This window comes from Streptomyces sp. NPDC014882, from assembly GCF_043081325.1.
In the GTDB taxonomy this organism is placed as follows: Bacteria; Actinomycetota; Actinomycetes; order Streptomycetales; family Streptomycetaceae; genus Streptomyces.
The window spans coordinates 391,872-404,893 of record NZ_JBIBWL010000001.1 but is presented as its reverse complement, the minus strand read 5'-3'; the positions used below and the strand labels follow the sequence as shown (position 1 = coordinate 404,893).

Below are 13,022 nucleotides of genomic sequence, written 5' to 3'. Positions count from 1 at the left end.
CCGGCCGGGTGGTGAACCACGGCGACACATGGCAGATGTGCGGGTCAAGGTCTGCCCGCAGGACCCGGTGTCCGTGGTCCGGCACGCGGCCGGTGAGCGCGCACGGACCAGCGATCATTACGACCACACGTGGTGCGTCCTCGACGTGGACGATTTCGCTCACCTGGACGAGGCGCTGCGGCTGGCCCGTGCCGAGCGCATCGACATCGCCCTGTCGAACCCGTGCTTCGAACTGTGGCTCCTGCTCCACTTCCGCGCCCACAGCGTCCCGTCGACGGTTTCCGACAGGCTGAACGACATCTTCTTCCCCCACCACCGCGGTTACAGCAAGGCTGCGGACAGGTTCACCTTCGACCTCTACCGGGAGACGTGGCCGCAGGCTGTGGAACGGGCACGGGCGCTGGCGAAGCCGGGCGAGGAACACAAGAGGAATCCGTCGAGCGGGATGTGGCGACTGGTCCGGGAGATCGTCCCAGCACATCTGCAGAACTGACTTCCGCGCGGACGCGTCCGTTCTGGTGATCGCTCGTCGATCCATGGTCGACCGAAGGGGGACAAAAGTGATCGATCATAAAGATTTCATGCACGGCGCCGCGCTGGTGGCGATCGCCGATTCCGAGAAGTTCACCGCGCTCAACCGCGCCAGCGTGAAGTACGGGCACTACGTGGTGAACCACGACCGCCACCTGTTCATCAAGTACAACGACGGCAACGGCCCCGGAGACTACTTCTTCACCTTCTCCGGCGAGGACAAGAGGAGAATCGGGTCCGAACCGGCCCCCCTGGTCTTCGCCGTTCTGGTCTGCGGCACCGAAGTGGTCACCGGGATCACCCGGGACGAGCTGTCACAGCTCATCCCCCTCACCGTTTCCACCTCCTCGACCGTCAAGGTCGCGGCTCACCAGGGCAGGCAACTCAGGATCTCCGGGCCGAAGGGGCAGCTGCCGTTGGTCTCCCGCGGGTCTTTCCCGGCCCGCATCCTGGCCTAGGCGTGGACCATGTGTGGAGGAGACGTCACGCCGGCAGTGGGAGACTGTGACACCAGTCAACCGGTTACCTGGGCTTCAGCCATTCTTGCTCGGCCTCGGCCATGGATTGACGCAACAGGGCTTCGGTCGTTTCGGCCGGCCCCAGTTCCTTGCCGTCAGCTGTGTACAACCGCTCACCTGAGACGATGAAGTAGGCGTCCTCACCGGCGGGGACGTCGGAGAACTCCGTATAGGCGAGACAGCGGCCGGCGAGGTCTCCGTACTCGGACGACAGGATCTCCCCACCCCAAGAGCTGCCCGTCGCCAGGACCCTCTTGTCCTCCCCGAGCAACTTGTCCCGTGCTGCCGCGCCCTCCGCATGGCACGAGCCGTCGCCGTCGTCCACGAACATCGCCCCTCCCAGCACGCCGTAGTTCCGGGCGGTGAACGGGGTCCTGTCGACCCACGGCTCCCAGACGAGGAGTGCCGTGCCCACAGCGGCCAGAGAAGCTAAGGCTGCCAGGCCGATGGCGAGGCGCCGCGTGGGACGGGGGACGGAACCCGGCTTCGGCGTTTTGGTGAGAGATATCGGATGCTCACTCGGCATGAGTGAATCATGTCAGCCCTTCTGTTCCGAGGGGCCTGGTAGGAGTCGAGGAGCCACCTGTGCCGGTCGCGGAATCGGTCCGGCGCGGGCCGGTGGTGGTTCAGCCCACAGGTTCCAGCTTGTCGGGCCAGCCGGTGAGGGCGCCGCTGTCGCGGAGTCGGTACAGGTCTGCCATCAGCCGCCCCGGCGCGCTGCCGGTCCTCGGGGACCAGCCGAAGAAGGCGACCGCCTCGGCAACGGCCTGCTCGGCGCTGAGGGCGCGCGGCCGGTCCTCGACGAGTCCCAGGAGTGCTCGCCGTCGCTCGGCCGGGGCGACGTGCTCGACCGGGCGGCGGGTGAGACCGGGCAGTGGCCGGCGTGCCTGCGTGCAGGGCCGGTCGGGCACGTCGAGGAAGTCGTTCGCCTCCACGATGTCTGCGTCGTCGGTCAGCATGGCTTCGGCTGCGTCGACGAGACGCTTCTTCGCCGCGGTCAGCCTGGGCTGGTAGAGCACCTCGCCGAGGTGGAGGCGGAGCACTTCCCGGTGGATCGGCCCTTCCCCTCGTACCAGCCTGCGTACGGCGTCCAGCAGGGCGGGGTCCGGCGTCTTGCCCCGCCATGTCACGGACGCCGGGTCGAAGTCGGTGAAGTCGGCGGGCTGGTACGGGACCGCCCAGTCGCCGGGGTCGGAGTCGGTGGAGGGAGAGAGGGGACGAGGAGACATGGAGAGTCGGTTCTCTCTTTCTTGTTCGGTCGGACGGATGTGGGTCAGGCGGTTTCGGTCGGCCGTCCCGTGTCCTCCTCTCCGAGGTAGGCGCCGAGCCCCGCCGCCGCGAGCGGGGAAAGATCCTGCGGGTCGGGCCGGCCGTGCAGCCGGAGCAGGACGTGGTCGTCGTCGACGAGGCAGTCGGTGTACGGCAGGGTCCGGGACAGGAGTTGGGCGAAGTCGTCGCAGGCGGCCCTGACGTCGACGCTGTGCAGCCCGATCCAGGCGTGCAGCGTGCCGTCCTGGACGGTGAGTTCGACGTCGACCGGGGTACTGGCCGCGTCGGCCGCATCGCCGCACCACTTCAGCGTCTCGTGCAGTGCGCCGAGCTGTACGCGCAGCGGCGTGAAGGTCTCCCGGCGCATCAGGTCGCGGACGGTGACGCCGGTGTCGGGCGCCTGGTCGCGCCACCAGTCCTGGACGAGGTCGCGGACGGGCTTCTGCCAGGGCCCGGTGTCCAGGGCACGCCGCACGGCGTCGGCGGCGTGCCGTCGGAGGGCACTCGTGGTGTCCGCGTCCTGGCCGGCGGCCATGCGCCGGAGGAGGGAGCGGGGGCCGCGACGGGTGTCGGCGACGATCTGCCGGTACAGGTCGTGCAGGGTGTCGGGCACGGTAGCGCCGTCCGGGCCGAGCAGTGTACGGACGCGTTCGGCCCAGGCCTGGAAGGCCTCGGTGTCCCCGGTGGCGAGGAGGTCCGTGCCGAGGTCACCCCTGCCGATCATGCGGGCGCGCTGCCGTTCGTTCGTCTGTCCGAGACCGTCGATCTGAGCGCGGAGGAAGTGGCTCAGCAGGTCGCGCTCCTCGCCGGTGAGGGTGTCGAGGAGGTCGTCGGCCGGCGCGGTGAGGAGGTCCAGGACGTCCCGGGCGGTCGCGCGGTCGGCTTCGGTCTTGGAACAGGGCCCGTCCGGGGGCACGGTCCACCGGTGGACGCGGCCTCGCGCGTCGCGCAGGACGAGGGTCGACGTGTAGGTCTGGAGGTGGTCGGGGCCGGAGCGCTCGTGCTCGAAGGAAAGGGTCATCCCGAACGTGCTCGCCGTGTACGTCAGCACGGTGATCGGGTCGTGGTGGTGCTGGAGCCCGGTGAGCCAGTCGTCGAGGGCGGCGGGCCTGCGGTGCAGCAGACGTGCCCCGTGGATGCGCCAGGCGGCGGCCGTGACGGCCTGTGCGGCGTCGGCGACCATGGTCTCCCGTTGGAGGCCTGCTCCTCGTCCCGTCATAAGGCCCTGTGCGAGGGCGAGTTCGTCGCCGAGTCGGGTGGTGTCCTCGTTGGCGGGTGTGTGGATGCGGGCTTCGTCCTCGTCCGGCACGAGTCCGTGGGCCAGGACGCGACGGACCCGGGCGTGCGTGGTCAGGTGGTCGAGGACCACGGAGCCGTGGTGTGCGAGTAGCTGGTTGTCGCGCTGGTGGACGGCGGCCGCGGCGGTCTGGTTCTCGTAGGCGTAGGAGGAGTGGGTGAGGGCCTGGGCGAGCAGCCCGTCCACTCGGCCGCCGCCCAGGTCGAACATGGTCTTCAGGTCGGCGAGGGCGTCCTTGTGGCGCAGGGACGGGGTGAGGTACGGCTGTGGTGCCGGGGCGGGTCGCGCGGCGGCCGTGTCCGCGACCCGTCCGCCGCCGGGTTTTCCGCCGCCCGGCGGGTGGACGCTCAGCAGGGCGCGGGCGGCGGCGGCCCGTGCCGCCTTCTTGTTCAGGCCGGTCCCCCGGGCGGTGCGGCCGGTGCGGGTGCGGGCGGTGGCCAGGAAGGTCTTGCCGTGTTCGGGGCCCTCTTCGGTGAAGTCGTAGGTCAGGTCGTCCTTGGCGAAGACGATCTGTGCCTCGGTGGTGGGATCCGCGCCGCCGATCTCGTCGGCGGGCCGGTCCAGGTCGGGGCAGACGGCCTCGACCAGCCGCCTCGCGATGTCGTGGGCGTCGAGGAGGCTCAGCACGCCGAGGATCTGGAAGGCGACGGCCTCCGCGACCGAGGGGGCGGGCCGCTGCGCTTCGCCCGCTCCCATGCGGACGAGGCCGTGTCCGGCCGCCCACCGGCCGAGCGCGTGCCGGGCGACCGTCCGGCGCCGGTTGTGTTCGGTGGACTGGACGCCGACCTTCTCCGGCCGGTGCGCCCCGGTGTACGCGTCGATGAGGATCACGCCGACCGTGCTGCGTCCCAGCCGGTCGAGCATGCCCAGCACGAACGGGGTGACGGCCGTCTCGGCGAGTCCGCTCTCGTAGAGGTGACTGCGGTGCGAGGCGGCGAGCCCGAGCCACGCGGTCGCCTCGGGCCTCGCGTCCCACCCTCCGACGGCCTCCACCACCGCGGTGCGGACCGTGTCGCCGAAGGTGCCGACCAGCGGGGCGGGCGGCTCGGACAACGCCGGGTGGGTGACGTCCCGGCACCCGAGTCGCCGGACGACACGGACGTACGGCTCGACGGGCGCGGACTGCGGCCGGGGGCTCGCATGGGACCCGCGGGGCGGGGCCGGCCGGGCGGGCGCGGCCTTCCGGAGCGTCGGTCGGGGCCGGGGGCTGCCGGAACGGGCGGTTTCCGGCTTCCGCCTGCGGGCGCGCCTGCCGTCGGTGGCCGTCCTGTCGTGGTCGAGCGTGACGCGGAGGTCGTCGGTGAGCCAGCGGGGCAGCCCGCCCAGCGGCTCACCACCGTCGAAGAACTCTCCGGCCAGGTCGACGCAGTACGACCACCGGTCCCACTCGGAGCGGGCCGCGTACCCCTGGCCGACCCTTCGCAGCGCGGCTCGCATCCGGGCGTAGGACACCTTCTGGCCGCCTAGGCTGTACGACGTCCGTTTCCGCGCGGCCTCGATGGCGAGCGCGATCCTGTGCACAGGTGTCGGCGCCGGGGTCTCCCGCAGCGCCACGATGCCGACCCAGCGGTTCATGTCCCTCCCCCGGCCGGATGCGGCGCGGCCCGGACCGCCGCGCGCGGCGTCGACGCGCTCCCCGGCGCGTCCGGGCGGACCCTGCCCGGCATTCTCGGTTCCCCTTCTCGTTCCACCGCGCCCCACCGACCTCGGTGATCACGGCGAACTCCCAGGTGAGCGTACGTCTCCATCGATCGGCTCGGGAGGGTTTCCGAGTAGGTTCCCGCCGGCTCTCCCAAGTCGGGGAGCCCACCCCTCACGGCACCGCATTGCTGCCCCTCACCGTCGTGACGGCCCGAGTCGACGGCCCGGTCCAGGTCTTCACCGCACAGGACGCGGCGGGCCGCACGGCCGAGCTCGTCCACTGGCGGATAGGACTGGGCCCAGTGTCCTGCAGCCGCTGGACGGACGGCCGGTGGAAGTGGTGGGCCGGGTGACGGAGTGGGAGGTGCCGGCCGGATTGTTCGTGAAGGGACTGCGGTCGGTGCCGGCGGCAAGCTGAGCCGGGTTTTCCGCGGGCCGGGAGGCACGGGGCGTGGTGTCCCGCCGCTCTCGACGGCCTGGGGGAGATGATCGAACCGGAGCGGCGCCCATGACCCTTCCCCGGTTATAGGCAAACGCGTGAGGGACCCCCGCTGAAAGCGGGGGTCCCTCACGCGTTTGCCTCATGGGGTCATGACGGTGGGTCTACGGCACAGGAGGCCACTCCCCATGGAAGGCCCCCAGACCGGCTACAGCCGCAACCAGCCACAGCAGCAGTGCCAGGGAGACCTGGAGCTGCAGGTGCCGCCCCGCCTTGACGACCAGTCCAGAGCGGTCGAGCCGGAAGTCCCAGGCCGGCGGCTCTTCACCGGACCCACCCACGCCGCTCCCACTCAGCTCCTGTGCAGCCATGTCACGGTCCTCTCATCGTGTTCTGGACCGGACACTACATCGCTACCTAAGTAGAGAACAACCTAAGTAGACCTAACTCCCCGGAAAGGGAGTGCACTCTATCTAGCTATTAGACGAGTTAGGTAGAGTTAGCGGTATGAGTGGACTCCGAATGACCATGCAGACCCAGCAGGTCCTCAAGGAGCTGCTCCAGAACCCGACCCAGCCACAGTACGGGCTGACAGTCGGCCAGGCGGTGGGACTGCGGAGTGGAACCATCCATCCCATCCTGGCCCGGTTGGAGCGAGCGGGAATACTGGAGAGCTCCTGGGAGGACCCCGACCAGCACGCCGCCGCCGATCCCCCACGCCCCCGGCGCCGCTACTACACCTTCACCAAAGACGGCGCCGAGCAGGCCCGACTGGCCCTGGCCCGCGCCTACAGCAGCAACACCTCGACAGTGAGCACCACCGCGGCCCATCCCGTCACGGACTGATCGGACTCCACATCCATGATCACCGCTCTAGCCGTCGTCGTCCTGTCGGTTTCGGCGACACTGCTCGTGCTGCTGATGCTGCTCCTGAAACGCCGAGGGAAAACGGCGTCGGACACGGCGGACAAGCTGATCGGCTCATTGCCCTCACCCCTGAGCGCCTTCTTCACCCGCGTGGGCAGGCTGCTCATCGGCCTTTCGATGTTGCGCCGCACCGCAACTCCCGGCCGAAGGGAGAACAGGACCGGCGCCAGGATGCGCCTCATCGGGGCACTCCTGCCCAAGGGTGACGAATGGCGCCTGGAAGAGATGATGGAGCACCGAAACACGCTGCGGCAGCAGATCGGGCGCGTGCCGAGATTCCACCACCTACGCCTCCTCCTGGGGGTGTGCACGATCCGATGGGAGACATGGAGGGACCCCAAGCGGCGGATCGACTGACATCGAGGAGGACGGCAGAACGGCCGTGCAGGGCAGGGCCCCCACCACGACGTGGGGGCCCTGCCCTTTCCGGTCACCGCCACACCGGCCGAAGGGCCCGGCGACGACTCCACCCCACCCGCTCCATAATTGCATGCTCATGTCATTTAGCCAGTAGCTGATTGCGCTTGGCATAATAGACAGAGCAGACTGCCACATGCTGTCCGGGCATGTCCGATGGAGTCCGGGGTACGTGCACCACGGAAGGAGCGGCGATGACACCCTCTGTTGATCCCAGTCTCAATCGGCGCAAGTTGCGCATCGCGCTGCGCAAGGCGCGGGAGGAAGCCGGTCTCACCCAGCGTGAGGCCGCCGAGCAAGTGGAGTGGTCCCAGTCCAAACTGATCCGAGTCGAGACCGGCTCGGTCAGCATCTCGGTCAGCGATCTGCGCGCACTGGCACATGTCTACGGGATCACCGATCGTTCGGTGGTGGCGGAGCTGGAGGAAGCCGCGCGGGGCAGCAAGGGCCACAGTTGGTGGTCCAGCTACCACGACGTGCTCACCCCACAGTTCGCGCAGTACCTGGGGTACGAGACCGCGGCGGCCCGCCTGCACACGTACCACCCCATCGTGGTGCCCGGCCATCTGCAGACCCGCGCCTACGCGGAGGCGCTCCTCGCGCCCCGCGGCGTCGACGCCGACCGGATCAGGCGCGTGGTCGATCTCAGGATGGAACGGCAGTCCCGGATGTTCGAGGGCTCAGGACGGCTCAGTTCGGTGTTCGTCCTCGACGAGGCGGCGGTACGCCGGGAGATCGGCGGAAAGGAGGTCCTGGCGGAGCAGCTCCAGCAGTTGACGGACTTCGGCGCCCGGAGCGACGTGACCATCCGGGTGCTGCCTTTCACGGCCGGAGCCCACTACAGCACCTTCGGCAGCTTCGTCGTACTCGGTTTCACCGACGACGACGATCTGCTCTACCTGGAATACGCCACCGGCAGCATGACGGGCAGCGAGGACGAGAACCTGCTCGAGCAGTACCAGAGGTGCTACCAGGACCTCACACGACTGGCGCTCGACGAGTCCGATTCGCTCGACATGATCGACCGCATCAAGCAGGACCTCGGCGTGGGCTGAGCCGTAGTACAAACCGCCGGTGGTGGAACCAGGGGGAGGATCGAGTGGCCAGGTCAGCGTGGCAGCGCCTGCGCGAGCTGACGCGTACTTACGGACAGAGGACGGACCGGACCGGTCACACCGGCGACAAGCCCGAAGGCCACACCTTCCAGGAGACCGAGCCGGCGGGGAACGGCGCCGAGGCGGAGGACCCCCACGAACGGCAGGGGTCCGACGGAGCCACCCTCGTGGGCTGCGCCGTGATGGTGGCGATGTTCTTCTTCATACCGAGCTGCCTGATGCTCGTGAGCCAGGCCCTTGACGGAGAGCTGCAACTCCCGTGGGGTGTCATCCTCACACTGGCGCTCGGCCTGGCGATCGCCATATGCGTGGCCGCCGTCGCCTGGTGGATCGCTGGAGCACTGCAGCGGCGCAAGGCCGGTATCACCGAGGAGAGCCCGCACGCGGGGCGTACGGAAGACGATCAGAACTCGGTGGGGATGCCGTAAAGGACTGAGTTCCGCGCCACAGCCCCGCGCTCATCGAGATGGCCACGAGGACGACCGCCCACATCAGCCTTTTGGCCAGCACGCTGTCCACCAGGAGTGACGCCGCGGCGGCGGCCGTGGTCGACACCGTTCCGACAGCGAGCAGGAAGACCGCGACACCACCCGCACCGGAGGCCCGGGAACGGACCCCGCGCCTTCGACGCCGCGCTGTCGAACCTTCGGTGTCCATAATGGTCCCACACCTTCTGCCGACGGCCTGTAAGAAGGTCATGAGTCTTTCAGCTCCCCCTGTGACAAAGCCTGGAGAAAGCCTGCCCAGGTGACGGCGGCAAAGCGCACCACGGCCGTGACGGGCGTTTTGGAGTCGCGCACACGAACGTGCCCCGCTTGCACGGCTATCTCCACGCACTCCGTCTCGTTGCCGCAAGCGCTGCTCCTGCGCCATAAGGGTCCCCCCTCATGAACCACCGTGGTCCCCCCAGATCCCCGAGCTGCTTCAATGTGGCCCCTCGAGCGTAGTGGACGGTTGTACACCGCTGCAGGCGAGTACCGATATCCACCGGACGAATCTTCGCAATGAGTGTCCAAGGGGCTACGAAGAGCTACAACCTCTCCAGGGTAGGGGACGCTTCACCCGCTCGCCATACGAGATCCGGCCCCGTCATGGCATGTTCGCCGACATGCCACCGCCTGCGGTCCGCGCCGGCCGCCGCTGCCGTATCGCTGGCGCCGTAGCGCCGCAGGGGTGTCCCGGACCAGGCTGCTTCCCGGCCCCCTCCGCCGGTCATGCGGCCCCGGTCCTGACGGATGTGTCCACGGCCCGACCCGCGCGAGCATGGACAGACCTCGTGCATCGGGGCGGCCGTGCGGTCGGAGGAGGACGTGCCTGTCGTCGGCGAGGCGATCGGTGTACGGCAGGGTGTGGGACCGGGCCCGATGTTCCGCGACCAGGTTCCGCCCGCCCCCACCGCTCAGCGGCCGGTCCCGAATTCGCCGTACCTTGTCCGGCCCGGTCGAGATCCTTACGCTGATCTTCTTTTTGTGAAGGGTCGGCGCATCCGGAGGCTGTCATGAACGTCGGGGAAGTACTTCTCGGCAAGAGGGTCGCGAAGACCCATCCGCCTCGTGATGGCGTACAACTCGTCCGGTTGGAGGCGGTCGCATCTTTCACCTGCTCGCGCTGCGTCCAGGCGAAGACGGCGCGTTCTGTCGCCGTACGGGGTAACGCCCTCCTCTGCAACGGCTGCTACGGACGCCTTCAGGCGTCGCCCACGAGGTACGAGCAGCAGCAGGAGGCCTCCGGGTCCCCGTCGGAGGACATGGACCGGGAGGCTCCGGCCCTTCGGGCGGACGATCTCGCGCGGGTCGTCGTGGAGGAACTCGACAGCGGGCTTCCCCACTCGGTGGTCGACACCGGCCTCACTGTCGAGTGGAAGTTCTCCGTGCGTGCCGAACACCTGCTGCACGGCACCTGCCCCGTGCCGGACGAGATGGCCGGCCGGGCAGCCCCTCAGGAGCCGGTGGACCTGACCTTCCTGCGCGGCCGTCACCGTATTCGGGTGCTCGACGAGCAGAAGGGCGTCAGACTCCGGGTGGAGGGGGACCATGCGCTCCTGACCGGGCTGGTGTGGCAGCCCTTCGTCCTTCCCGGTACGCGGGTGTCGGTGCGGTGGGACACGTGGAGGACGCTGCGCTTCGCCTACACCCCGCTGGACGAGCCCGTCGTCTTCGGTGGCACGGTGGTGCGGTACGCCTACGACCCGAGGATCATGACCCGTGAGCTCGCGGCCTTCGACGCACGCGTGGACCGGGTCGAGGAACTCGTGCTGACCGCGCTGCGCGAGCTGGGGTACCTCGACGAGAAGGGCCGGGCGCTGCTTCCGCAGGAGGCGTTGATCCGAAACACCGTCGAGCGCGCGGAGCCGGAACGGCCGGCGAGGAAGAAGATCGACGGGGCGATCGAGCGGCTCCTCTCCCGCCGAGTGCTCACGTGGGAGCAGGGCAGCGTCGACGCCGCGGTCGCACTGCACTACCCCGCACGGCGTGGGGAGACGCCGGTTCCGCTGCTCTGCTACGCGCCGACGCTCCGGGACGCGGAACGCGAGGATCTGCGGCAGGACGCAGCCGCGGGTCATGTAATGAGCGCGCACCGGGTGGCGGGACACCTGATGCGCATCGGGCACCTCGGCAAGGACGCCAGCCCGGAAGCGCAGGCCGCCTACCGGGAGGATCACGTGCGAGCCGGCCTGGCAGGACCTCACGAGCTGCCCCGCGGCTACACCTACGTCCGTGAACACGAGCGAGGGATGTAGCGGCACGGGTGGGCCGGCCGACGGAAAGGCACCGATTCCGGGGGCCGTGGGCGGACCCCCGCACGCGCCAGGGGGAGAGCCTCGCCGTCGTCGGTCCGGGCGGCACCGCCAAACCGCCCGCCGAGGGGGCCGGAACCCACGGCTTCCCGGTCGGACGACGTCTGCGGCAGGACGGGCAGGATGGGACGGCGGGCCTTGGGAGCGCCGGGAAATGAGCGTATCCGCGGTAACCGCGGGGCCGGACAGTGGGATGTGAGGTGCGGCTGCGACCGTGACGACTGAGGGGACGCAGGGGCGGGGGACTCGCTGGACCAGGTGCGGCTGCTGAAGGACCTCCAGGCGCAGGCGCATCTCCCGGAGGACGACCTCCGGGAGCCGACCGAGGCCGAGCCGGAGTTCCGGGACGCACTGCGGGCCGAGTACGAGAAGGCCGTCGCGGCGGAACTTACGGCGGCCATGTACGAGACCTGGCGTGACAAGCGGGTCGTGCAGATCGCCGCCGAGTGGAGGCCGGCCTGCGTGTTCGTGCGGTTCAGCGAGGACAACGGGCTGGTCCCCGGCGCGTGGCCGTCAGGGCCGGGCGAGCGGCTCGCGGAAGCGCAGGACCGGCAGACGCGTACTTCCGGGAGAACCCGTCGAGGAACGACCGGGACTGGCTGGAGGAGTCGTTCACCACGCTGGCCAAGTCCCACCGGACGGTGGAGGGGCTGTTCGATCGCGCCCACAACCCGCTGTACGAGGTGACGCCGTCCTACGAGGCCGCCACCGCGCTGCTCGCGCTCTGGCGGCGGGGCGCGGACGGCGAGATCGTGCACGACTGGGTGAATGGCCCGCGAAAGCTTTCTTCACGCAACGCGTTCGTGCGCGCACTTTCCGTGCGGTACCGTCGGCACAAATGCGGCCCCCGCAACGGCGCCAACCGTTCGCGAGGGCCTGAACCACCAGTGGAAAGTCGAGTTCCACCATGATTTACCGGCACCATATCGCGCCCCCGCGCGCCTTCACGCAGTTCTCCCACGGCCTCATCCGGCATCCCCGGTTGTCGTCGGACGCGGTTCGACTCCTGACCTGGCAGCTCTCCCTCCCCGAGGGGGCGCGCGAGTCCCTGTCGCGCACCGCCGAACGCGCCGGCATCGGCGCGACCGCCTTCACCCGCGCCAAACGGCAGCTCAAGGACGAGGGCTTCGTGCACGAGCGGAGGCTGCAAGGTCCCGGTGGTCACTGGGTCACCCAACAGCTCGTCTCCAACGTGCCGTTGAACCCCGCCGAGGCCGCCAAGCTCCTCGCCCGGATGCCCGTACAGGCGTCCCCCGCACCCGTGTCGCCGCAGGTCGCTCCGAGTCCCCGTATTCCGGCGGTCGGTGCTCCGACTCCTCCGCCCGCCGACGGTCATCCAAGGAAAGACCCCGGGGGAAACACCTCCCACCGTCCCGCCGAGCGGGACACCCCCGCGCCGGAGGCCGCCGAGCCCCCCGACGTCCCCGGACCGGCCGAAGCCGCCCGCGCCCTCGTCTCCTCCTACCGCGACCTCGACCCGGTCCTGTGCACCGTCCCCCGCTCGATGCACGCCGAACTGACGGACCTCACCGCCCGCTGGCTCGCCGCCGGGCACGCTCCCGCCGCCGTCCCGCACCCACATCCTGCGCAACCTCCCCGACGACGGCATCCCGGTCCACCGCCCCGGCGGCCTCCTGCGCTACCTGCTCCGCGACGTCCCACCCGTGTCCGGACCGGGCAACGCGTCCACCCCTCCGGGCCCGAGCCCCGCCCCCCTCCTCCGACCGCCGAACAGCCCCGCCCCGACCGCCTGTCCGCCCGGCTGACCGCCCTCCGGGAGTGCGAGGGCGACCACGTCCAGGCGACGCTGTTCCGGCCGGCCGGCGACGAGACGCTGTGCCGCGGCTGCCGCGACTCCCCGTCTCCCGTGCGGAACCCGGTGTCCCGTCCCCGCCCCTGACCCGCGGTGTGCGGGACGGGACACCCGCGTGCCCGAGGGCCCGCCGTGCCCACTCCCGCACGGTCCTCGAACGTGGAACGGGCGCCCGGTCCACCGCCGGGCTCCGGCGGCTGCCGGGCAGGGCCGGGAAGGCGCCGACGGGGCGGCTGCCGCCGACAGGCGTGGGATGCC

At 69.9% G+C, this 13,022-nt stretch carries 15 protein-coding genes; 10 read left to right on the top strand and 5 right to left on the bottom strand.

Annotated elements, in window-relative coordinates:
• Positions 1-28: 28 nt before the first annotated feature.
• Positions 29-493: an RloB family protein gene (locus tag ACF09K_RS01840; protein ID WP_392240489.1), complete on the top strand. Its 465-nt coding sequence runs from the start codon at positions 29-31 to the stop codon at positions 491-493.
• A gap of 67 nt (positions 494-560) precedes the next feature.
• Positions 561-989, top strand: coding sequence for a hypothetical protein (locus ACF09K_RS01835; protein WP_392240488.1), 429 nt, complete (start codon positions 561-563; stop codon positions 987-989).
• A 64-nt stretch (positions 990-1,053) separates the two neighbouring features.
• Here ACF09K_RS01835 and ACF09K_RS01830 read toward each other — a convergent pair whose 3' ends face one another.
• From ACF09K_RS01830 to ACF09K_RS01820, 3 genes are all read right to left on the bottom strand, one after another.
• Positions 1,054-1,464 carry a hypothetical protein gene (locus ACF09K_RS01830; protein WP_392240487.1) on the bottom strand — a complete coding sequence of 137 codons (411 nt, stop codon included), beginning with the start codon at positions 1,462-1,464 and terminating at the stop codon, positions 1,054-1,056.
• Positions 1,465-1,675: 211 nt separating this feature from the next.
• Positions 1,676-2,278 (bottom strand): hypothetical protein, encoded by a 603-nt coding sequence (locus ACF09K_RS01825; protein WP_392240486.1) that lies wholly within the window; start codon positions 2,276-2,278, stop codon positions 1,676-1,678.
• 44 nt (positions 2,279-2,322) lie between these two features.
• The gene (locus ACF09K_RS01820) at positions 2,323-5,190 is read right to left on the bottom strand and encodes a putative dsRNA-binding protein (RefSeq protein WP_392240485.1); all 2,868 of its coding nucleotides are present in this window, start codon (positions 5,188-5,190) and stop codon (positions 2,323-2,325) included.
• Positions 5,191-5,459: 269 nt separating this feature from the next.
• On the opposite strand from ACF09K_RS01820, the gene ACF09K_RS01815 reads away from it, so the two are divergent.
• Positions 5,460-5,609, top strand: coding sequence for a hypothetical protein (locus ACF09K_RS01815; protein ID WP_392240484.1), 150 nt, complete (start codon positions 5,460-5,462; stop codon positions 5,607-5,609).
• A gap of 250 nt (positions 5,610-5,859) precedes the next feature.
• Here the strand turns inward: ACF09K_RS01815 and ACF09K_RS01810 are convergent, their stop codons facing one another.
• Entirely contained in the window at positions 5,860-6,036 is a 177-nt protein-coding gene (locus ACF09K_RS01810; protein WP_392240483.1) for a hypothetical protein, read from the bottom strand.
• Positions 6,037-6,202: 166 nt separating this feature from the next.
• Here ACF09K_RS01810 and ACF09K_RS01805 point away from each other — a divergent pair, with 166 nt between their 5' ends.
• The 4 genes from ACF09K_RS01805 (at position 6,203) to ACF09K_RS01790 (ending at position 8,582) form a co-directional block, all read left to right on the top strand.
• Complete coding sequence (locus tag ACF09K_RS01805) at positions 6,203-6,541, top strand: PadR family transcriptional regulator (protein WP_392240482.1); 339 nt, start codon at positions 6,203-6,205, stop codon at positions 6,539-6,541.
• A gap of 15 nt (positions 6,542-6,556) precedes the next feature.
• Entirely contained in the window at positions 6,557-6,979 is a 423-nt protein-coding gene (locus ACF09K_RS01800) for a hypothetical protein (protein ID WP_392240481.1), read from the top strand.
• A gap of 254 nt (positions 6,980-7,233) precedes the next feature.
• Positions 7,234-8,094: a helix-turn-helix domain-containing protein gene (locus ACF09K_RS01795; RefSeq protein WP_392240480.1), complete on the top strand. Its 861-nt coding sequence runs from the start codon at positions 7,234-7,236 to the stop codon at positions 8,092-8,094.
• A 44-nt stretch (positions 8,095-8,138) separates the two neighbouring features.
• Positions 8,139-8,582, top strand: coding sequence for a hypothetical protein (locus ACF09K_RS01790; RefSeq protein ID WP_392240479.1), 444 nt, complete (start codon positions 8,139-8,141; stop codon positions 8,580-8,582).
• Between the two features lie 267 nt (positions 8,583-8,849).
• Here ACF09K_RS01790 and ACF09K_RS01785 read toward each other — a convergent pair whose 3' ends face one another.
• Positions 8,850-9,050, bottom strand: a complete 201-nt coding sequence (locus ACF09K_RS01785) for a DUF397 domain-containing protein (protein ID WP_392240478.1) — start codon at positions 9,048-9,050, stop codon at positions 8,850-8,852.
• Positions 9,051-9,730: 680 nt separating this feature from the next.
• Here ACF09K_RS01785 and ACF09K_RS01780 point away from each other — a divergent pair.
• The 3 genes from ACF09K_RS01780 to ACF09K_RS01770 all read left to right on the top strand — a co-directional run bounded on the left by ACF09K_RS01780 (position 9,731) and on the right by ACF09K_RS01770 (position 12,851).
• A complete protein-coding gene (locus ACF09K_RS01780; protein WP_392240477.1) occupies positions 9,731-10,894 on the top strand; it encodes a hypothetical protein in 1,164 nt (387 codons plus the stop codon).
• A 315-nt stretch (positions 10,895-11,209) separates the two neighbouring features.
• On the top strand, positions 11,210-11,638 hold the full coding sequence (locus ACF09K_RS01775) for a hypothetical protein (protein ID WP_392240476.1): 429 nt from the start codon (positions 11,210-11,212) through the stop codon (positions 11,636-11,638).
• Positions 11,639-11,858: 220 nt separating this feature from the next.
• On the top strand, positions 11,859-12,851 hold the full coding sequence (locus ACF09K_RS01770; RefSeq protein ID WP_392240475.1) for a hypothetical protein: 993 nt from the start codon (positions 11,859-11,861) through the stop codon (positions 12,849-12,851).
• Positions 12,852-13,022 lie beyond the last annotated feature (171 nt).

Excerpts from the sequence above, each read along its gene's own strand:
- ACF09K_RS01840 (WP_392240489.1), top strand. The coding sequence starts at position 29 with ATGGCAGATGTGCGGGTCAAGGTCTGCCCGCAGGACCCGGTGTCCGTG.
- ACF09K_RS01825 (WP_392240486.1), bottom strand. The coding sequence starts at position 2,278 with ATGTCTCCTCGTCCCCTCTCTCCCTCCACCGACTCCGACCCCGGCGAC.
- ACF09K_RS01820 (WP_392240485.1), bottom strand. The coding sequence starts at position 5,190 with ATGAACCGCTGGGTCGGCATCGTGGCGCTGCGGGAGACCCCGGCGCCG.
- ACF09K_RS01805 (WP_392240482.1), top strand. The coding sequence starts at position 6,203 with ATGAGTGGACTCCGAATGACCATGCAGACCCAGCAGGTCCTCAAGGAG.
- ACF09K_RS01800 (WP_392240481.1), top strand. The coding sequence starts at position 6,557 with ATGATCACCGCTCTAGCCGTCGTCGTCCTGTCGGTTTCGGCGACACTG.
- ACF09K_RS01795 (WP_392240480.1), top strand. The coding sequence starts at position 7,234 with ATGACACCCTCTGTTGATCCCAGTCTCAATCGGCGCAAGTTGCGCATC.
- ACF09K_RS01770 (WP_392240475.1), top strand. The coding sequence starts at position 11,859 with ATGATTTACCGGCACCATATCGCGCCCCCGCGCGCCTTCACGCAGTTC.